The 18,701-nt window shown below is 44.6% G+C and carries 22 protein-coding genes; 13 read left to right on the top strand and 9 right to left on the bottom strand.

The window, feature by feature from the left end; all coding sequences use genetic code 11:
- Positions 1–1,056, top strand: a complete 1,056-nt coding sequence (thrC, locus tag SFC25_RS17065) for a threonine synthase (RefSeq protein ID WP_411216416.1) — start codon at positions 1–3, stop codon at positions 1,054–1,056.
- The gene (thrB, locus tag SFC25_RS17060; protein WP_411216415.1) at positions 1,056–1,958 is read left to right on the top strand and encodes a homoserine kinase; all 903 of its coding nucleotides are present in this window, start codon (positions 1,056–1,058) and stop codon (positions 1,956–1,958) included. Before thrC ends, thrB begins: the two co-directional genes overlap by 1 nt.
- A 111-nt stretch (positions 1,959–2,069) precedes the next feature.
- Here thrB and SFC25_RS17055 read toward each other — a convergent pair whose 3' ends face one another.
- Positions 2,070–2,294: a NifU family protein gene (locus SFC25_RS17055; RefSeq protein WP_038564952.1), complete on the bottom strand. Its 225-nt coding sequence runs from the start codon at positions 2,292–2,294 to the stop codon at positions 2,070–2,072.
- Positions 2,295–2,451: 157 nt separating this feature from the next.
- Here SFC25_RS17055 and SFC25_RS17050 point away from each other — a divergent pair, with 157 nt between their 5' ends.
- The 4 genes from SFC25_RS17050 (at position 2,452) to SFC25_RS17035 (ending at position 4,414) form a co-directional block, all read left to right on the top strand.
- On the top strand, positions 2,452–2,763 hold the full coding sequence (locus tag SFC25_RS17050) for a YuzD family protein (RefSeq protein ID WP_411216414.1): 312 nt from the start codon (positions 2,452–2,454) through the stop codon (positions 2,761–2,763).
- Positions 2,764–2,835: 72 nt separating this feature from the next.
- Positions 2,836–3,072: a YuzB family protein gene (locus tag SFC25_RS17045; protein WP_038564957.1), complete on the top strand. Its 237-nt coding sequence runs from the start codon at positions 2,836–2,838 to the stop codon at positions 3,070–3,072.
- 60 nt (positions 3,073–3,132) lie between these two features.
- Positions 3,133–3,996 (top strand): diaminopimelate epimerase, encoded by an 864-nt coding sequence (gene dapF, locus SFC25_RS17040; RefSeq protein ID WP_411216413.1) that lies wholly within the window; start codon positions 3,133–3,135, stop codon positions 3,994–3,996.
- Between the two features lie 58 nt (positions 3,997–4,054).
- The gene (locus SFC25_RS17035; RefSeq protein ID WP_411216412.1) at positions 4,055–4,414 is read left to right on the top strand and encodes a HesB/IscA family protein; all 360 of its coding nucleotides are present in this window, start codon (positions 4,055–4,057) and stop codon (positions 4,412–4,414) included.
- 71 nt (positions 4,415–4,485) lie between these two features.
- Here SFC25_RS17035 and SFC25_RS17030 read toward each other — a convergent pair whose 3' ends face one another.
- Entirely contained in the window at positions 4,486–5,091 is a 606-nt protein-coding gene (locus SFC25_RS17030) for an esterase/lipase family protein (RefSeq protein ID WP_411216411.1), read from the bottom strand.
- Positions 5,092–5,350: 259 nt separating this feature from the next.
- On the opposite strand from SFC25_RS17030, the gene SFC25_RS17025 reads away from it, so the two are divergent.
- The 3 genes from SFC25_RS17025 to SFC25_RS17015 all read left to right on the top strand — a co-directional run bounded on the left by SFC25_RS17025 (position 5,351) and on the right by SFC25_RS17015 (position 9,206).
- Complete coding sequence (locus SFC25_RS17025; protein WP_411216410.1) at positions 5,351–5,815, top strand: GNAT family N-acetyltransferase; 465 nt, start codon at positions 5,351–5,353, stop codon at positions 5,813–5,815.
- A 220-nt stretch (positions 5,816–6,035) separates the two neighbouring features.
- Positions 6,036–7,472 carry a sugar porter family MFS transporter gene (locus SFC25_RS17020; protein WP_411216433.1) on the top strand — a complete coding sequence of 479 codons (1,437 nt, stop codon included), beginning with the start codon at positions 6,036–6,038 and terminating at the stop codon, positions 7,470–7,472.
- 258 nt (positions 7,473–7,730) lie between these two features.
- On the top strand, positions 7,731–9,206 hold the full coding sequence (locus SFC25_RS17015; RefSeq protein ID WP_411216409.1) for a sugar porter family MFS transporter: 1,476 nt from the start codon (positions 7,731–7,733) through the stop codon (positions 9,204–9,206).
- Between the two features lie 9 nt (positions 9,207–9,215).
- Here SFC25_RS17015 and SFC25_RS17010 read toward each other — a convergent pair whose 3' ends face one another.
- Complete coding sequence (locus SFC25_RS17010; RefSeq protein ID WP_411216408.1) at positions 9,216–10,013, bottom strand: MBL fold metallo-hydrolase; 798 nt, start codon at positions 10,011–10,013, stop codon at positions 9,216–9,218.
- A gap of 103 nt (positions 10,014–10,116) precedes the next feature.
- Positions 10,117–11,100: an NAD(P)/FAD-dependent oxidoreductase gene (locus SFC25_RS17005; protein ID WP_411216407.1), complete on the bottom strand. Its 984-nt coding sequence runs from the start codon at positions 11,098–11,100 to the stop codon at positions 10,117–10,119.
- Between the two features lie 302 nt (positions 11,101–11,402).
- On the opposite strand from SFC25_RS17005, the gene SFC25_RS17000 reads away from it, so the two are divergent.
- The gene (locus SFC25_RS17000) at positions 11,403–12,620 is read left to right on the top strand and encodes an NAD(P)/FAD-dependent oxidoreductase (RefSeq protein ID WP_411216406.1); all 1,218 of its coding nucleotides are present in this window, start codon (positions 11,403–11,405) and stop codon (positions 12,618–12,620) included.
- A gap of 245 nt (positions 12,621–12,865) precedes the next feature.
- Here SFC25_RS17000 and SFC25_RS16995 read toward each other — a convergent pair whose 3' ends face one another.
- From SFC25_RS16995 to deoD, 3 genes are all read right to left on the bottom strand, one after another.
- Complete coding sequence (locus tag SFC25_RS16995; protein WP_411216405.1) at positions 12,866–13,339, bottom strand: divergent PAP2 family protein; 474 nt, start codon at positions 13,337–13,339, stop codon at positions 12,866–12,868.
- Positions 13,340–13,415: 76 nt separating this feature from the next.
- Entirely contained in the window at positions 13,416–14,006 is a 591-nt protein-coding gene (locus SFC25_RS16990) for a biotin transporter BioY (RefSeq protein WP_411216404.1), read from the bottom strand.
- Positions 14,007–14,114: 108 nt separating this feature from the next.
- Positions 14,115–14,825: a purine-nucleoside phosphorylase gene (gene deoD / locus SFC25_RS16985; protein WP_038564986.1), complete on the bottom strand. Its 711-nt coding sequence runs from the start codon at positions 14,823–14,825 to the stop codon at positions 14,115–14,117.
- 192 nt (positions 14,826–15,017) lie between these two features.
- On the opposite strand from deoD, the gene SFC25_RS16980 reads away from it, so the two are divergent.
- The 3 genes from SFC25_RS16980 to SFC25_RS16970 all read left to right on the top strand — a co-directional run bounded on the left by SFC25_RS16980 (position 15,018) and on the right by SFC25_RS16970 (position 17,033).
- On the top strand, positions 15,018–15,278 hold the full coding sequence (locus SFC25_RS16980; protein ID WP_411216403.1) for a phosphocarrier protein HPr: 261 nt from the start codon (positions 15,018–15,020) through the stop codon (positions 15,276–15,278).
- 82 nt (positions 15,279–15,360) lie between these two features.
- A complete protein-coding gene (locus SFC25_RS16975) occupies positions 15,361–15,858 on the top strand; it encodes a cation:proton antiporter regulatory subunit (RefSeq protein ID WP_411216402.1) in 498 nt (165 codons plus the stop codon).
- 2 nt (positions 15,859–15,860) lie between these two features.
- Positions 15,861–17,033 (top strand): cation:proton antiporter, encoded by a 1,173-nt coding sequence (locus tag SFC25_RS16970; RefSeq protein ID WP_411216432.1) that lies wholly within the window; start codon positions 15,861–15,863, stop codon positions 17,031–17,033.
- A 44-nt stretch (positions 17,034–17,077) separates the two neighbouring features.
- On the opposite strand, the gene kapB is transcribed toward SFC25_RS16970, so the two are convergent.
- Entirely contained in the window at positions 17,078–17,458 is a 381-nt protein-coding gene (gene kapB, locus SFC25_RS16965) for a kinase-associated lipoprotein KapB (RefSeq protein WP_411216401.1), read from the bottom strand.
- Positions 17,455–18,633, bottom strand: a complete 1,179-nt coding sequence (locus tag SFC25_RS16960) for a MalY/PatB family protein (protein WP_411216400.1) — start codon at positions 18,631–18,633, stop codon at positions 17,455–17,457. The genes kapB and SFC25_RS16960 overlap by 4 nt, the downstream gene beginning before the upstream one ends.
- Positions 18,634–18,701: the final 68 nt, after the last annotated feature.

Raw genomic sequence — 18,701 nt, 5'->3', positions numbered from 1 at the left:
ATGAGATGGAAAGGGCTTTTAGAAGCATACAACCAATATCTACCAATTTCAGGGGAAACACCTGTCTTAAGTTTGGGAGAAGGAAATACACCTCTAGTAAAACTTGAGAAGTTGTCAGCGGAATACGGCATCGAAGCTTATGCCAAAATCGAAGGAGCAAACCCGACAGGAAGCTTCAAGGACCGCGGTATGGTCATGGCCATTGCCAAAGCAAAAGAAGCAGGGGCGAAAGCAGTCATTTGCGCATCGACAGGCAATACATCTGCTTCAGCAGCTGCCTATGCGGCACGCGCTGGAATGCGCTGCTTCGTTGTCATCCCAGAAGGTAAAATTGCACAAGGGAAGCTTGCACAAGCTGTCATGTACGGAGCAGAAATCTTCTCGATCGAAGGCAATTTCGATGATGCACTTCGTGTAGTGTGGAATTTAAGTGAAACCGAACCGGTGGCGCTCGTCAATTCTGTCAATCCATATCGTCTCGAAGGACAGAAGACGGCAGCCTTCGAGCTGTGTGAACAATTGGGACATGCACCGGATTATTTGTTCATCCCGGTCGGCAACGCAGGGAATATCAGTGCCTATTGGAAAGGCTTCAAGGAATATGAAGCAGAAAAAGGGTATAGTCTTCCTGTTCTGAAAGGCTACCAAGCAAGCGGGGCTGCTCCGATAGTACATGACCGTGTCTTCGAAAATCCGGAAACTGTCGGTACGGCGATTCGTATTGGAAACCCTGCAAGCTGGCAGAAAGCAACCGCTGCAAGAGATGAATCAGGCGGCACAATCGATGAAGTGACAGATGAGCAGATCATTGCGGCTTATCAAAGGATTGCCCGGGAAGAAGGCATTTTCGCTGAACCAGGATCTTGTGCTTCATTTGCCGGACTGCTGAAGGCATTGGAGCAAGGGGAGGTACCCAAAGGTGCAACAGTTGTCAGTGTGCTGACTGGAAATGGATTGAAGGATCCAAATACAGCAATCGAATACAGCACAATCAAGCCAGTTGTCCTTCCGAACGAAGAACAAGTGATTGCAGACGCCATCAAGGAGAGGATGTAATGAAACGCTGGCAAATAAGCGTTCCGGCAAGCACTGCCAATATCGGACCTGGCTTCGATTCAGTTGGTATCGCTTTGGATTTGTATTTAGAGCTTGAGGTCCAAGCTGGGGCAGAATGGGAGTTCATACCAATGTCAGATGCCGTGCAAGGTCTGCCGGCTGGCAAAGACAACATAATCTATGAAACAGCTCTTTATGTGGCAAAGCGCTATGGATTTAGCGAGCTGCCGGCATGTATGGTCCATATGAATAGTGATATTCCATTGGCCAGAGGCCTTGGCAGCAGTGCCACGGCCCTTGTTGCCGGAATTGAGCTGGCGAATTGTCTTTTGTCGCTTCGATTGAGCGATGAAGAAAAACTCGAAATCGCTGTAAGCTTGGAAGGACATCCTGATAACGCAGCACCATCCATTTTAGGCGGATGTGTGATTGGGTTTTATGATGACAAAGTCCATTATGTACAGACACCGATTAAGGATGTGCGTTTCCTGGCAGTCATTCCTTCATTCAAGCTAGCAACAGCAGATGCCAGAGCTGTTCTTCCAGATCAGCTTCCATACAAAGACGCTGTAAAGGCTAGTGGTATCGCAAATGTTGCAGTAGCTGCGCTGCTGCAGCAAAATTGGAGGCTGCTCGGAAAGATGATGACGAAGGATTTGTTTCATCAGCCTTATCGGCAGTCCATGATTCCGCATTATAAAGAAATCGCCGATTCTTTGCAGGAAGCAGCATATGGTGTCTATTTAAGCGGGGCTGGGCCGACGATGATCGCTTTAATCGATGAGGCCAGAGCGGACGCTGTCCATACGCATTATAAGAATATGTACCCTGACTTTGAATGGCTTTTGCTTTCTTGTGCTGCAAAAGGAAGCTGTGCAGAAGAGCTGGCTGTAGAAGCATAAGAAAACCCACAGAAACCGGATGATTTCTGTGGGTTTTGTTTTTACCCATACCCATCATGTAAATAAAGAACCACGGAAGAGTTTTCACTTCTCCGTGGCTCTATAAATATATTAGAATACTTGCTCGATCTCACGTACTCCAGGAACTTCTGCCATCAAGGCACGTTCGATTCCGGCTTTCAATGTGATCGTAGAGCTTGGGCAGTTACCGCATGCTCCCATAAGACGCAGACGCACGATACCTTCATCAACATCGACTAGCTCGACGTCGCCGCCATCACGCAGCAAGAATGGACGCAATTTATTCAGAACTTCTTGTACTTGGTTTTCCATCATCCATTATCCCCCTTACGATTATATATTCATTATAAATCCTTTCGGACAAAAAATCCACGCTGGCTAACTGAGAAATCCTATCAATTAAAAAATAAATTCCAACATCGTGCTTGTTACGGTAAACTGAAGCTATCAGCATACGAGAGGATGGAGCGAAATGATCACTACTATTACCGTGTATGGAGCTGACATCATCTGTGCGAGCTGTGTGAATGCACCAAGCTCGAAAGACACATATGAATGGCTGCAGGCTGCATTGGCTAGGAAATTCGAAAAGGAACAATTCCAATTTGAATATATTGATATAAACGAACCGCCTGATGTGGAAAAGCACAAACAGTTCGCGGCGAAAGTGGTAGAAGAAGATTTGTTCTATCCTGTGGTGCTCGTCAATGATGAGATAGCAGGGGAAGGTATCATTTCACTCAAGGCAGTCACAAAAGCTGTCGAGACAGTCAGCGCAACCTAGTTGTGCTGATATCCCGCCTTATGGTAGGATTATCACTTGATAGTGTTACATCCTAGAATAGGAGTGAGCGGGTTGAATCCGATCATTGAATTTTGTGTAAACAATCTAGCCTCTGGATCGCAGGCAGCTTTTGAAAAGCTGGACAGTGATCCGGGACTTGATGTGATAGAATACGGCTGTACAAGCTTTTGCGGCATTTGTGCCCAGCATATGTTTGCGCTTGTGAACGGCGAACCGGTGACAGCCGAGACACCTGATGAGCTTGTCGAAAATGTTTATAAGTTCATCGAAGAGAATCCGTTATTTTAATTGGCCGTGCGTCTGCTTTTCGCAGGCCATGGCTTTTTTCATAGTAGAGGAGAAGAGACAATGGACATACCATTTGTGAAACTGCACGGCTTAAAAAACAGCTATATATTCGTGGATCTGTTCCAATTCCAGCTCGAGGAGGAAATGCTCGCTCCGCTTGCGATCGCTGTTGCAGACAGGAATACTGGAATTGGATCTGACGGCTTGATACTTATTCATCCAAGCGAAACATGTGACGTCGGTATGCGTATTTTCAATCTTGACGGTTCCGAAGCGATGAATTGCGGTAACGGTCTGCGCTGTGTTGCCAAATATGCCTACGAAAATGAATTGGTGAAAGATGATACATTCACGATTCAGACGAAGGCAGGTCAAGTAGAAGCAAAAGTACATGGAACGAAAGAGCATGTGCATGAAGTGACAGTTGATATGGGAGCGCCGATTTTACAGCGTGAATTGATTCCGATGCAGGGTGAAACTGGCCAGGAAGTCATCAATGAAGCTTTTGAAGCAGGAGAAGAACTGCTTCATGTCACAGCGGTAAGCATGGGCAATCCACATGCCGTATTCTTTGTCGAAAACATTGATGAAGCGCCGCTTTATACACAGGGTCCCGTTATTACGAATGATCCACGGTTCCCAGAAGGAGTCAACGTCGAATTCATCGAGATGGTTTCTGAGAAAGAAATGCATTTCCGTGTTTGGGAACGCGGCTCGGGTGTAACGCAAGCTTGTGGTACCGGTGCTTGTGCGGCAGTCGTTGCAGCCATTCAAAATGGCAAGGCACCATACGGAGAAGAAGTGACTGTCCATCTTAGCGGCGGTGATTTGTTCATACGCTGGGAAAAAGATGGTTCTGTCTGGATGCGCGGCGCTGCCGAGAAAACTGTATCCGGTATTTTCCATTGGGAGCACAGTGCTTGAGCATCGGAGTATAGGAGCGTATACTGAAAGTAAGATTAGAATGGGGAGGTAACTCAAAATGGTATTGAATATTACCGACAGTGCCAGCCTTCAGATCAAAGAAATGATGAAGGAAGAAGACGCAGAAACTGTTTTGCTGCGCTTTGGTGTCAAAGGCGGCGGCTGCAGCGGCCTTTCATACAGCCTCGGCTTTGAATACGAAAAGAATGAAGAGTTGGATACATTCGAAGAGGTCAACGATATTCCGGTCATCATCCGTTCTATGGATATCCCGGTTATCCAAGGCACTACAATCGATTTCAAACAAAATATGATGGGCGGCGGGTTCACCATCGATAACCCGAATGCCATCGTCAGCTGCGGATGCGGTTCATCCTTCAAGACAGCTACGAATGCTGGTACGCCTGAGAATTGCTGATGCATAAATAAGCCTTCCTGGACGTTTGTTCTTACAAACGGCAGGAAGGCTTATTTTGCATAGATCTTTTCTTAATTTTGAAGAGCCGCTTTAATATGGCCATTTACTTGATAGCTGTTTAAAAGGCCGATATGAGATACACCGTAAATTCGTATATTATCCGCACCAGATAGGATAGAGAGAGACGGGTTCACGATATAGTCACTTGTAGAATAGATGGAAGTAGTATCTATACCAGCAGGTGCAGCACTGGTTGTCAGTCTATTTGCCCCTCCAAGCGTTACTAGTTTATCTACTTTGGCACTTCCGCCTTTATTCAGTATGTAATACAGACTGTTTGCTCCGCCCATACTGTGGGCTACGATATTAACTTTGTCACTGCCTGTTTCCTCGAGTACATCATCGACAAATCCTTGTATGGCAATTGAATTCAATTCTTGATGTCCCTGCTTGCTTGGAAGATCGATTGAGTAAAGTTCATCATTTGACCAGCCTTGGCCCTGCAGGTATCTTTCAATGAAATAGAAATTTGAATCGGAGCCAGTTAAACCGTGAACAAAGACAACAGGTGTGTTGGCAGTGGCTGCTTGGACTTTAGAAGGCTGCAGGTAGACAGATAATGTGAACACCATAGCGAGACTGATAAAAAAGAGCGTTAAGATTTTACTTTTCTTCATTTCGTAATTCCTCCTATCGTTTAAATGGTGTAATTCTATTAAATTGTAAAATATAAACTAGAATTCCGGTATTGGGAAAATAAGGGGGAGTTTCGCTTGTTTATATAATTAAAGAAACAATTTTTATCACCTAATGGCTATCGAGTAAGTTTTTATTTCCCAATTCAGTGTAGTTTCCTGTCTTTCCTTTTATCTGGGGAAATGTGTGCTGGAATTCGACTGCAGTTCAAAATTTCATTTAGTCAAAAGGAGGTCTATCATGATTACTTTTGCAACACCTGAAGATGCTTCGGTAATCCATCTTGTCATGCTCGCTGCATTTGAGGAATATAGACATATGGCGATTCCTTCCAGTGCTTTAAATGAGAGAGCGGACTCGATCAGAACTTCTTTAAATGTAAATGAAAAAGCCTTCTTATACTGGCGGGGTGAAACAGCTGTAGGAACCGTCCGTTTTAAAGAACAGAACGATGCTCTATATTTCTTTCGTTTGTCTGTACTACCAGAAGAAAGAGGCCGAGGAATAGCAGGACAGCTACTTCAGGCATTAGAAGATTATGCAGCAGCCTATGATTTTGCTGTGCTGCGCTGCCAGGTGAGGCTGACAGAGGAAAGAAATATCAATTTATACAAAAAGAATGGATTTCATATAACCGACAGTGAAACAGTCGTAAAGCCCAATGGAAATCAGGTGGAAACTGTAACAATGACCAAAAATCTATGATAAGTCTATGGAACTCTATAAACCTCTTTCGTATACAAAACCAAATATTGTAATGTTTGAATGTGATTATATTAATAAAATACGGGTATATAACTCCTACCAACACCTACATACAAATCATGGGTGAAAGCAATGTTTGTTTGTGCAACAGACAACATGCAAAAATGGAGGAGAGAGAAAGATGGACAAACATGCTAATGGACAAGGACAAGTCCCTCAAATGGAGGATGATGGTCGAAGTTCGAAGCGGAGATTGAGGCTGATCGCATTCATCTCTACTTTTGGCGGATTATTATTCGGTTATGATACAGGTGTAATCAATGGGGCATTGCCTTTCATGGGTCAGGAAGATCAGTTGAATCTGACACCGTTAACGGAAGGGATGGTAGCAAGTTCCTTGCTTCTAGGTGCTGCATTTGGTGCTGTTTCCGGGGGGAAGCTGGCAGATAAGATCGGTCGCCGTCGTGTCATTTTATATTTAGCTGTCTTATTCTTTATTGCAACTTTAGGCTGTTCATTCGCACCAAACACGGAGACGATGATTGTCTTCCGAGTCTTGCTCGGTCTGGCTGTAGGTGGTGCATCCGTAACAGTTCCAGCTTATCTAGCTGAAGTATCTCCATCTGAATCAAGAGGAAAAATGGTTACAATCAATGATCTGATGATCGTTACTGGCCAGCTGATTGCTTATTCTTCTAACGCGTTTCTTGGAAACATGTTCGGGGATACAGCTCATATCTGGCGTTATATGCTAGTTATTGCAACAATTCCTGCACTTGTCTTATGGTTCGGTATGCTTGTGATGCCGGAAAGCCCAAGATGGCTTGCGCAGCAAGGTATGCTGAAGACCGCTTTTCAAATCTTATTGAAGATTCGCCGTAAAAACCGTGCGAAACAGGAAATCGAACAAATCAAGAAAGCCGTCCAAAGAGAGGAGAAGCTCGATAAAGCTTCCTTCAAAGACTTGGCTATACCATGGATTAGAAACATTGTGCTGATCGGTTTGGGTATTGGTGTCATCCAGCAAATAACTGGTGTTAACTCTATCATGTATTATGGTACGCAGATTTTAAGTGAAACTGGATTAGGCCGTGATGCGGCACTTATAGGTAATATCGCAAATGGTATCATTTCCGTTGCTGCCGCTATTTTCGGTATTTGGTTATTAGGCAAGGTTCGCCGGAGACCGATGCTTACAATCGGGTTCATCGGTACGACAAGTGCATTGCTTTTGCTTACTCTCGTCACAACCTTCTTTGAGGGTAGTCCTGCGCTGCCATATATGGTACTTGGACTTACGGTTACATTCTTAGGATTCCAGCAAGGTGCTGTTTCACCAGTTACGTGGCTGATGTTATCTGAGATATTCCCTTCCCGTATTCGCGGAATGGGAATGGGAATAGCTGTATTCTTCCACTGGATGACGAACTTCACTGTAAGTTTGACATTCCCGGTACTGCTTAGCGCAATTGGATTATCAAGTACTTTCCTAATCTTCGTTGTACTAGGTATTTGTGCGATTATCTTTATCCGAAAATTCCTGCCAGAAACGAAAAACCGTACACTGGAGGAATTGGAACAAGACTTCCGTAATAAAAAGATCCGTAAGACTGTTCCAAAACTGAATAAAAAAGCTGAACTAAGTGAAAGAGTGTAAATAGAAAAATCCCTTCCTGGATGTCAGGAGGGGATTTTCTTGTATAAAGAAAGATATTGTTATGTCTTTTTTGTGGATGAAAATGCCAATTAATATGTTTGCTGTGGTACAACTGTTTAGCTGAAACAGAGTTGTAATATAACAAAAGTGATTATTTTGATAAAAGACGGGTATATAACTTCTACCACCCTCTACATACAAACAAGGGTAAAAGCATGATTCATGCAGCAGTCAAATGCGTAAATGGAGGAGAAAAATATGGACAAACACGAGACTGAAAAAGGGCATGTCCCACAGAATGAGGATGATGGACAAAGTTCGAAGCGAAGGCTGAGATGGATTGCCATCATATCTACTTTCGGAGGATTATTGTTTGGATATGATACAGGAGTCATCAATGGTGCTCTGCCATTTATGCGGCAGTCCGATCAGCTGAATCTGACCCCGCTGACAGAAGGTGTTGTTGCCAGTTCCTTGCTGTTAGGAGCAGCATTCGGTGCTGTATTTGGCGGGAAGCTTGCCGATAAGATAGGTCGTCGACGTATTATATTGTATCTTGCTGTTTTATTCTTTATTGCGACATTGGGCTGTTCATTCGCTCCGAACACGGAGACGATGGTTATCTTCCGCGTACTGCTTGGTTTGGCAGTCGGTGGTGCTTCCGTAACTGTCCCGGCTTACCTTGCGGAGATGTCTCCAGCAGCGAAACGCGGACGAATGGTAACGCAAAATGAATTGATGATCGTAACTGGTCAGCTGCTTGCTTATACTTCCAACGCTGCACTTGGTAACTTATTTGGTGATACAGGTCATATCTGGCGTTATATGCTGGTTATCGCAACCTTGCCTGCTATCGTACTCTGGTTCGGGATGCTGGTCATGCCGGAAAGCCCAAGATGGCTTGCACAGCAAGGTATGCTGAAGACAGCTTTCCAAATTCTTTCAAAAATCCGCCGCAGAAACCAAGCGAAACAAGAAATGGCTGAAATTCGCAAAACAGTGGAAAAAGAGGAGAAACAGGATAAGGCCTCGTACAAAGACCTTGCAATACCTTGGATCAGAAAAATCGTCCTTATTGGTATGGGGATAGGTATTATCCAGCAGATTACTGGCGTTAACTCCATCATGTATTACGGCACAGAGATTTTAAGTAATGCAGGATTCGGAACACAGGCAGCACTGATTGGTAATATTGCAAATGGTGTCATCTCTGTACTTGCTACTTTCGTTGGGATCTGGCTGTTGGGAAGAGTAGGACGCAGACAGATGCTGACGGTAGGTTTTATTGGAACAACAAGTGCACTGCTGCTTATTACAATCGTTGCTACTTTCTTTGAAGGAACAACAGCACTTCCTTACATGGTGCTAGCTCTGACTGTCACATTCCTTGCATTCCAACAAGGTGCTGTGTCACCAGTCACATGGCTGATGCTGGCAGAAATTTTCCCTTCCAGACTGCGTGGAATGGGCATGGGAATCGCTGTATTCTTCCAATGGATGACAAACTTCACGATTAGTTTGACATTCCCAGTACTGTTAAGTGCAATTGGGCTATCCAGCACATTCCTGATCTTCGTTGTCCTGGGGATTGCTGCTATTCTCTTTATCCAAAAGTTCCTGCCGGAAACAAAGGATCGGACACTGGAAGAATTGGAGCAGGATTTCCGCCAGATGACAATCCGCAAAACAGTACCAAAATTGAAGAAGAAAACAGAAATAGGAGAAAGGGTATAACCCCTTCTCCTATTTTTTTGTTTCAGCTAATTTTTTTAAACCTTCTTCCAATTCATCAAAGAATACAGGCATTCCATGTCCAGTACCTGCTGCTTGCGGATGCAGCTCTTGCAGCTTACGGATGGAGCGGAAGGACTCTTGCTCGTCCATAGTGAAGTAGCGGGGAGGACCGTTGAATTCCTTTTGCTGCGTAAGCACTTTGTGCAGGGATTCCTGCTGCACGGTCGTGAACGCATCCCCCGCAATCAAGACTTTGTCTTCTGTATGAAATAAGCTGATATGTCCGGGAGTATGGCCAGGCGTATGGATCCATTCCCAGCCTGGAAGATGCGGTACTTGATGGTCGAGCGGAACGAGCCGTACATGCTTGCTTAGATCGATCCCGACATTCGGAAACGTTTTGGACAGCTTGGTGATCAGTCCGCCGCCAGCATCTGTCTTAGCTTCAGGATAATCTAGCTGTCCCGTTAGATATGGAAGTTCGAGCTCATGCGCATATACAGGGACATCCCATTCCTTTACTAGCTCGACGATGCTGCCGACATGGTCAAAGTGACCATGTGTGAGGATGATGCATGCTGGTTTGGCGCCTTCGCCAAATAGTTCAGCAGCAGCTTTCTTGATATTGCCTGCTGTATCAGGGACTCCAGCATCGACAAGCACCCATTCTTTTGTAACAGGATTTTCAATGAAAAAGACATTCACTATTCTGTCAAGATAGCCATGAACAGTTGGGGAGACAGTTGTTTCTGTTCCGCTCTTTATTGAGGCGAGCGGAATTAAGCGATGTTCGAATTCGTTTTCCATACAGCTCCTCCTTTATCGATACTAGTGTGTGATAGACGGGCTTCCTTATACAAGAAGTATAAAAAAACACCGGTTTCCATAAAGGTAACCGGTGCGGTGTTATTTAAAACATGCTTGTGGAATGTTTAGGCTGTACACGAGCATCTGGATCAATGTATGTTTTGGCATTGTTGATGGCAGTCGGACCTTCACCGAAACCAGAGGCGATCAGGTTGACCTTGCCAGGATATGTGCAAATATCACCTGCAGCGTAGATGCCAGGGATATTCGTTTCTTGTTTTGTATTAACAACAATACTGTTTTTCTCAATTTCGAGATCCCATTGCTTGATTGGACCGAGGGAAGAAATGAACCCGTAGTTGACTAGTACTTCGTCCACATCGATCGTTTCCGTTTCTTCGCTTTTCACCTTCTGCAGCACAACCTGTTCGATGCGGTCAGTACCTAGCATCTCAACTGGTGTATAAGGAGTCATGATCCTCACATTGGACTGCATGAGTCGTTCCACACTATGCTCATGCGCACGGAATTCATCCCGGCGGTGTACGAGAATGACTTCTTTTGCAATTGGTTCGAGCATTAATGCCCAGTCCACGGCAGAATCGCCGCCGCCTGCTAAAAGAACACGTTTGCCAGCGTATTTTTGCATGTTATCCACATAGTAATTCAGGTTGACACCCTCAAACTCGTCACAACGCTCAACTGTCAGGCGACGCGGCTGGAAAGCACCGTTTCCTGCAGTGATGATGATGGTTTTGGAGAAATGTACACCTTTATCTGTTTCGATGCGGAATGTATTATCTTCCAAACGCTCGACTTTATCTACAGACTCACCGAGTGCAATTGTAGGATCGAAACGTTTCAGCTGTTCCATAAGGTTGTCCACTAATTCCTGCGCGCGGACTTGGGGGAAGCCTGCTATATCGTAGATGTATTTTTCCGGGTATAAAGCAGAAAGCTGTCCGCCCACTTGGGGAAGGCTTTCAATGATTTTGACACTTTGCTGACGCATCCCACCATAGAATGCGGTGAAAAGTCCGACTGGACCTGCACCGATGATGGTCACATCATATACTTGATCTGACATACCGGTTCCTCCTAGTATTTTTAAACGTAACAACTGGTATTTTATCATAGTTGCTGAAATATGAGTAAGAAGAAGGATTTTTATTGTATCGTAGTATGCCCGCAGGACAGGATAAGCTTCCCCTTTTTTGGTTGTAAAAAGGAAAGAAAACGTTTACCATAATATTGATGACGGTTTTGTGACAGTTTTATGTTTTCATCTGCTTTATAAAGTGAATAGTATCACAAACAAAAAAATTAATGTGTTGTGAGGTTGCTGCAATACTAGGAAAAACCAAACTATGTTAATGGATGTGATCGAAGATGAACAAACCAAAAATTGTGATTGCAGGTGCTGGGTACGGCGGCCTGATCACGACAGTGAAACTTCAGAAACTGATTGGAGCGGACGAGGCGAGCATCACGCTCGTAAACAAGCATGATTACCATTATCAGACAACATGGCTCCATGAAAATGCGGCAGGTACGAGACACCACGATCAAACACGGATTGCAATCAAGGATGTTATCGACGCTAAAAAAGTCAATTTTGTCCAAGATACGGTAACAAAAATCAAACCTGACGAAAAAAAACTTGTGATGCAAAACGGCGAAATTTCCTATGATTATCTTGTTGTGGGATTAGGCTTTGAGCCTGCGAATTTCGGGATCGACGGCCTTCTTGATCATGCTTTCATGATTCGCAGCATCAATTCCTCCCGTTTGATTCGGGAGCATATCGAACACAATTTCGCTGTGTATAACAATGAAGCGGAAAAGAAAGAGGAGCGTCTTAATATTGTTATCGGCGGAGGCGGCTTCACAGGCATCGAGTTTGCTGGAGAACTGGCAGAGCGTATACCGGAGCTGTGCAAAGAATATGATATAGACCGTGATAAGGTACGTGTTATCGTTGTGGAAGCAGGTGCTTCCGTCATGATGGGCTTTGATCCGCAGCTTGTCGAATACGCTTTGAATTCCTTGGAATCCCGAGGCATTGAATTCCAGACAAATGCCTTCCTCAAGGAAGTGACAGCTGACAGCATTGTCTATGAAAAAGCAGGCGAGAGACATACGGTCAAAACTAACACAACTGTATGGGCAGCCGGTGTCAAAGGTAATTCGATACTGGAGGAGTCCGGTTTTGAAGTAAACCGCGGCAAGGTGATGGTAACAGAAGATCTGCGTGATCCTAATCATGAGGATATCTTCATTGTCGGGGATTGTGCGGCCGTTATAAATAATGAAACTGGCAAGCCATACCCGCCGACTGCACAAATAGCTACGCAAATGGGCTATAACTGTGCCCAGAACTTGAAAGCACTTATTCGCAAGGAAAGTAATACCCAGAAATTCGTCCCGGATATCAAGGGGACGCTCGCTTCATTGGGAGGCGGTGATGCCATGGGTATGGTAATGGGCAAGAAGCTATTCGGGAAACCGGCGGATGTAATGAAGAAAGCATCGGATAATCGCTATCTCTATCAGCTCGGCGGTGTTGGACTTGTCCTGAAAAAAGGGAAATTCAATATATTCAGTTAAGCAAAAAGCAGCCATATGGCTGCTTTTCTTTTGTATACGGATATTCTCATTTGTCGATGCTGTTACCAGAGGTGAAAGATATGATAAGACGATGGTGCATAAGAGCACTGCTTTGTTCCCTCTGGCTTACAGCTATGTATGTGACCTGGAGCCAGCTGACTAACTTAACAGCAGAGGACGTCATCCAATATGAACAGAGGCAGCTCCCGGTGCGTGACTTCGGAAGCAAGCAGCTGCATTTGCAATTAAAACAGCAAATAAATGACGAGAGAAATACCAATGCCGGTTAGGGCGCCAAAAAAGACTTCAATCGGCTGGTGACCAAGCATCTCTCTGATCTCCCGATTCTTCTCGAACTCTTGCTTACTGCCCCAGTTTTTTGCTTCATCCACAAAGCGCTGAAAATCTTTTAATAGCAAATTAAGCAAAATCGCTTGTTCACCGGCCTGCCTTCTCACACCGGATGCATCAAACATGATGATGATGCTGAAGACAAAGGATGCGGCGAAAATAGGGGAATCAAGACCACTTTCAAAGCCGATCGAGGTCGTCAGTGCAGCAACAGCAGCTGAATGACTGCTTGGCATTCCGCCCGTACTGAATGCCAGGTCGGCTTGGAGGCGCTTATCCGCAATCGCACGGATGGGCACTTTTATTACTTGTGCAAAAACGATGGCAATCAATGCACTCCATAGAGGCATGTTTTGTAACAATGACATGTAGTGCTACATCCTTTCAGAGAAAAAGCTATAATATATGATGTACTCATTATAACTAAATTTCCCTGAGAAAATGTCATTTAAACGAAGTATTATATGTCACTTTACCTTTTCTGAATGCATGGGCCACACGAGGGTAAAACAATGCTGCAAGTATCGCGAAACAGAAATCTTTGATAAAGAACGGAATCATGCTGATCCAAGCAGCCAGGTAGCTTATATCCACGCCCATCCAAAGCTGCATGGCGCCGTACATATAGGTGACTCCAATAAGATAATTTACTAGTACACCTGCAATGACAGCCCCAAAAACACGATATCGAAAAGATGTCTTTTCCATGATGAAACCAGCTACAAAGGCAATAGGTATGAATGAGAGCAAGAAACCGCCTGTTGGTCCGGCAAAGACACCGAATCCTCCCGAGAGATCTGCGAAGATCGGCAGACCGGTCAGGCCAAGCAATACATAGCAGATCATACTGTAGGCTCCCCATTTATAGCCCAACAGCAAACCTGCAAGTAATGCGAAGAACGGCTGCAAGGATAATGGCACTGTTTGTCCTCCGATTGGAACAGCAAGAAAAGGCAGCCAAACCGATATGTTTGCTCCTACTGTCATCAAGCCCACAAACATCGCGCTTGCAGTCAATTTACCTGTACGACTCATAACTTATCAACTCCTTGGAGAAATAGTAAACGACACCATCTTTATTGTCAACTTAAAGTTTATTGAGGTTTACAATATAGGCATAGAAAAAGGCATAGAAGCCTTCTTCTATGCCTGGATTGCTGCATCCAATGCAATCTCCATCATGTCGCCAAAAGTAGTCTGACGCTCCTCGGCGGTTGTTTCTTCGCCAGTAAGGATGTGATCGCTCACTGTAAGGACAGATAGCGCTTGGCAATCATGTTTCGCAGCAATCGTGTAAAGTGCAGTTGTCTCCATTTCAACAGCCAACACTTTGTAATCTGCTAATTTACCGTAGAATTCCAACGTGTTGTCACGATAGAAGCGGTCGCTTGTAAAGACGTTGCCAACACGGATATTCAAGCCTTTTGCTTGACCAGCCTGATATGCTTTCAGCAACAAATCAAAGTCAGCTGTAGGTGCAAAATCAACTGTACCGAATTCCTGACGGTTTATTTGGGAATCGGAGCTGGACGTTGATGCCAAGATGACATCACGGACTTTTACGTCCTTCTGGATAGCGCCGGCAGTACCAACGCGGATCAGTTTTTTCACGCCGTAGCTTTGAATCAACTCATTTACATAGATGCTGATGGAAGGGACACCCATACCCGTACCTTGAACAGAGATTCTCTCTCCCTTGTATGTACCAGTATAGCCATACATTCCTCTTACTTCGTTATAAAGCTTTGCATCTTCCAAAAATGTTTCAGCGATGTATTTTGCGCGAAGCGGATCGCCAGGAAGCAAGATCTTGTCTGCGATTTGGCCAGCTTCTGCATTTATATGTACACTCATGACAGCACTCCTTTTTATAGATGTGTCAAAATTACCATAAATACCGGAGAAACTCAATCTTATGCCGAGAAGCTGTTTTTAAACTTAAAAAAGTGGCTTAGTTATTTAAAAACGCTTTCTTTTCTCCTATAATAATTATGTTACTACTTTCACATTTACATACATGAGCTATTTGCTTTGGAGGGAATTACAATGCAAGAAAAAACATTCACTATTACAAGCGAAACAGGGATCCATGCGAGACCTGCAACGCTGCTTGTCAATAAAGCAAGCCAGTTCAACTCAGAGATTGAACTGGGATTCAAAGAAAAGAAAGTGAACTTGAAATCGATCATGGGTGTCATGTCACTAGGTGTCCCGCAAGGAGCACAGGTTGTGATTACAACAGACGGAAACGATGAGGAAGCAGCAATAGAAGGTATCCAGGAAGTGCTGGAAAGCCATTTGAGCTGATCGAAAAAGCTGGAGATTTTCTCCGGCTTTTTTTATACTTTTTTCTAAGGAGTATAATACGCTGTAGGGGGAGTCCTGGCTGATGAAATGTCATATATCACAGCTTCCTGGTATCGGAAGCAAGATTACGCTGCGCACTGGGGAAGAGGGGATGGTGGTTATCATCGTCCATCACTCCGGTAAAAGGGAATTGTATTTCTTCGAGGATGCTTCTAGTGATGAAGCGGATTTCGCTATGGATTTGACAGCAGATGAAACACGGGAACTAGGTGCCCAGCTTTTAGGTGCAACATATCAGCCAGTTGATACAGATCAGCTGAAGCTCTTCCGCAAACAAATTATCGTAGACTACATCGAATTATCTGAATCATCAGAGATTGCTGCCAAGACATTGGGAGAGGCGGCTGTGCGTTCCAAAACTGGGGTCACTGTTATCGGTATCATTCAAGGAGATGAGACGATTGCCATTCCTGAACCGGATACGGTCTTGCATCCTGGGGACGTACTGATGTCGATTGGAAAGAAAACGCAGATTGATGCGATGATCGACCTCTGTGCCGGCAAGGAGGAAAAGGCTTGAGTGTGCAGCTGCCAACGCTGCTTGGAGCTGGCCTTGTCTTGCTCGGAATATTCTATCTAGGCTTTCTTTCACTCAAAATACGCTTTCCAAGTGTCATTCTTTATATTTTGTTTGGCATTATCCTGGCTGATCTGCTGCTTCATAATGAAATTCTCCATTTTTCAAGCGAAGTTGGCATTGTTTTGCTTTTTTTCGTGCTCGGACTTGAATTCAGTATTTCCAGACTTGGCAGTATAGCTAAAAAAATCTGGTCGACAGGTATCTTGGATGTTATGTTAAGCCTTGGTGTGACGATGGGGATTTGCTTGATTATGCAAGTGGATCTGTTTACATCATTTTTAATTGGTGCTGTGGCCTACGCCACTAGCTCTTCGATAACGGCAAAGCTGTTGGATGATAAAAGCAGGATGGCAAATATGGAGACGGAATTCATCCTGGCGCTTTTAATATTCGAGGATATCATTGCTCCGATTTTAGTGGCCGTGCTCATCGGTATCAGCAGTTCAGGAAGCTTTGAACCGATTAATGCTCTCTATCTTGTGCTTAAAATACTTGCTCTTGCAGCAGGGGCAGTAGTGCTTAGCAAAACGATTTTCCGCAGGTTTGATACATTCATGGATAAGATTGAGGACGAGGACTTCAAGATCGTATTATTGATTGGCATAGCCTTATCTTATGGCGGATTTGCTGTTTATCTGGGTTTGTCGGAGGTGCTGGGTGCATTCTTGGCCGGAATGATATTGGCTGAATCAGGCAAGATCGAGCGAGTGGAGCATGCTGTCAACCCGATTCGGGATCTATTGCTGCCAACGTTTTTCATCTATTTTGGCACGACCATAGATTTCGGTGACGGTGTACCGATGCCTGTACTGCTTACGATTGTTCTGATCTGGACGATGGCAGCCAAAGTGATGACAGGTTACTTCGGCGGGTTGATGTACGGATTGCCAAAGCGAGTGGCTTTCCGAGGCGGCTTATCTATCTGTGCCAGAGGGGAATTCAGTGTAGTCATTGCCAGCATTGCAATTGGTACGGCGAAGGTTTTTGCCGGCATCTATATCGTCCTGGCGGCTTTTATCGGCGTTCTGTTATTCGAATATGCCCCGCAGTTAACGAATAAGATTTTTGGCAAGCCTGTGGTGAAAAAACGAAATTTGAAAGTACCAGGCTCTTAAGATAATGAGAAAAGGCAGGAAGCATAAGTTCCTGCCTTTGAAGTTTATTTAAAGTAATCCTTTTCCAGTGTCTCCACATTTGCAAGTGCGAGTTCTTGGTAACGGGATCTGGGCTGTTCCTCCAAATCGTGCTTTAGCTGCTGAACCGCTGCACGCAGCGAATCGGAGTACTCTGGTAATGTATCTGTATAAGCTGATACTGCGGTTTTTGGTATATTTGCTTTTTCATGGTGTGCAAGCGCCCTGCGCTCATGGAAGAAAACATCTTCCGTTTCCTTTGGATGATGCAAATCACCTTGCTGAGGGTGCTTCAGAACAGCAAGTATTTCCACTAAATAAAACTTGCCGCGTTCTTCTTTGATTCTTCCGACATAGGAACCAGTTTTATAGCGTGCTTTTACGACGCTGCCGATTTCCAAAGTCATTTTGCTGCCTCGAATTCATTCAGACTGTTTGTCAGCCGTTCAAGTGCATCCCGCATCGTTTCAGGCGGACAGGCGATATTCATCCGGACAAATCCAGCACCAGCTACTCCGAATTGAATGCCATCATTAAACCCGATCTTTGCTTTTTTAGCAAAGAAGTCCATCAGTTCTTTTTGTTCCAGCTGCATCTGGCGGCAATCCAGCCACATCAGATAAGTGCCTTCCAGGGGTGCAATCCGAATCAGAGGAGTATCAGCAAGCGCTTCTTCCGTCAGCTTCCGATTGACTGCCAATATGTCCAGCAGACCATCCAGCCATTCCTCACCGTCCGTATAGGCTGCTTCCATTGCTGTTACAGCCATTGTATTCAGCATATGAAAGCCTTGTTTGGAAAAGGTGTCTTGCAGCTGCTTGCGCATATCTTCCCGCTCGACGATGCTGTAGGAAACCTGCAGTCCGGCCAAATTAAATGTTTTTGATGGAGACAGGAATGTGATCGTCCGTTTGCCCATGTTGTCGGACAAAGAGGCAATAGGGATATGCTTATATCCTTCATGAATCAAATCGGCATGAATCTCATCCGACAAAAGTAAAACATCATAGTTTTGACACAGCTCACTTAAGCGCTCCAGCTCATCCTTCGTCCATACACGTCCGACTGGATTATGCGGATTACAAAGAATCATCGTCTTTGCTCCTTTTTGGAAACATGTTTCCAAGTGTTCAAAATCCATCTGATATGTACCATTTACTTCTAGCAGAGGGTTTTCAACGATTTTGCGATCATGTGCCGTGACCACACTGTAAAAAGGGGCATAAACAGGCGTTTGGATGACGACTTGTTCACCTGGTTTGGTAAACGTCTGGATAGCCATATGCAGACTCGTCACGACGCCAGGGCTGTATAGAAGCCAGCTTGGCTTGATGCGCCAGCCATGACGTTTTTCAACCCAGTTGGATACGGTCTTTGAAATGCTGGCATCTGTAATTGTATAACCAAAAATGCCGTGTTCTGCCCTGTTCTTCAAGGCGTCTATCACCGCTCGAGGTGACTGGAAATCCATGTCCGCAACCCACATGGGCAGAACATCTTCTCCTCCATATAATGCTGTGAGATTGTCCCATTTCACGGACCGAGTCTTCCTTCGGTCATGAACTATTTCGAAATTATGCATAGTCCGCACTCCTTCCATCGTTCTTTTCCCATTATATAAATAAAAGCTTCGAAAAGCGAAGGGCTTGA

The sequence above is a fragment of the Terribacillus saccharophilus genome (assembly GCF_046592595.1).
Classification (GTDB): domain Bacteria; phylum Bacillota; class Bacilli; order Bacillales; family Amphibacillaceae; genus Terribacillus; species Terribacillus saccharophilus_C.
The sequence above is the reverse complement of the archived record's forward strand: the minus strand, read 5'-3'. Positions and strand labels throughout refer to the sequence as shown.

Coding starts and splice junctions, on each gene's coding strand:
- thrC (WP_411216416.1), top strand. CDS start 1: ATGAGATGGAAAGGGCTTTTAGAAGCATACAACCAATATCTACCAATT.
- thrB (WP_411216415.1), top strand. CDS start 1,056: ATGAAACGCTGGCAAATAAGCGTTCCGGCAAGCACTGCCAATATCGGA.
- SFC25_RS17055 (WP_038564952.1), bottom strand. CDS start 2,294: ATGATGGAAAACCAAGTACAAGAAGTTCTGAATAAATTGCGTCCATTC.
- SFC25_RS17050 (WP_411216414.1), top strand. CDS start 2,452: ATGATCACTACTATTACCGTGTATGGAGCTGACATCATCTGTGCGAGC.
- dapF (WP_411216413.1), top strand. CDS start 3,133: ATGGACATACCATTTGTGAAACTGCACGGCTTAAAAAACAGCTATATA.
- SFC25_RS17035 (WP_411216412.1), top strand. CDS start 4,055: ATGGTATTGAATATTACCGACAGTGCCAGCCTTCAGATCAAAGAAATG.
- SFC25_RS17030 (WP_411216411.1), bottom strand. CDS start 5,091: ATGAAGAAAAGTAAAATCTTAACGCTCTTTTTTATCAGTCTCGCTATG.
- SFC25_RS17025 (WP_411216410.1), top strand. CDS start 5,351: ATGATTACTTTTGCAACACCTGAAGATGCTTCGGTAATCCATCTTGTC.
- SFC25_RS17020 (WP_411216433.1), top strand. CDS start 6,036: ATGGAGGATGATGGTCGAAGTTCGAAGCGGAGATTGAGGCTGATCGCA.
- SFC25_RS17015 (WP_411216409.1), top strand. CDS start 7,731: ATGGACAAACACGAGACTGAAAAAGGGCATGTCCCACAGAATGAGGAT.
- SFC25_RS17010 (WP_411216408.1), bottom strand. CDS start 10,013: ATGGAAAACGAATTCGAACATCGCTTAATTCCGCTCGCCTCAATAAAG.
- SFC25_RS17005 (WP_411216407.1), bottom strand. CDS start 11,100: ATGTCAGATCAAGTATATGATGTGACCATCATCGGTGCAGGTCCAGTC.
- SFC25_RS17000 (WP_411216406.1), top strand. CDS start 11,403: ATGAACAAACCAAAAATTGTGATTGCAGGTGCTGGGTACGGCGGCCTG.
- SFC25_RS16995 (WP_411216405.1), bottom strand. CDS start 13,339: ATGTCATTGTTACAAAACATGCCTCTATGGAGTGCATTGATTGCCATC.
- SFC25_RS16990 (WP_411216404.1), bottom strand. CDS start 14,006: ATGAGTCGTACAGGTAAATTGACTGCAAGCGCGATGTTTGTGGGCTTG.
- deoD (WP_038564986.1), bottom strand. CDS start 14,825: ATGAGTGTACATATAAATGCAGAAGCTGGCCAAATCGCAGACAAGATC.
- SFC25_RS16980 (WP_411216403.1), top strand. CDS start 15,018: ATGCAAGAAAAAACATTCACTATTACAAGCGAAACAGGGATCCATGCG.
- SFC25_RS16975 (WP_411216402.1), top strand. CDS start 15,361: ATGAAATGTCATATATCACAGCTTCCTGGTATCGGAAGCAAGATTACG.
- kapB (WP_411216401.1), bottom strand. CDS start 17,458: ATGACTTTGGAAATCGGCAGCGTCGTAAAAGCACGCTATAAAACTGGT.
- SFC25_RS16960 (WP_411216400.1), bottom strand. CDS start 18,633: ATGCATAATTTCGAAATAGTTCATGACCGAAGGAAGACTCGGTCCGTG.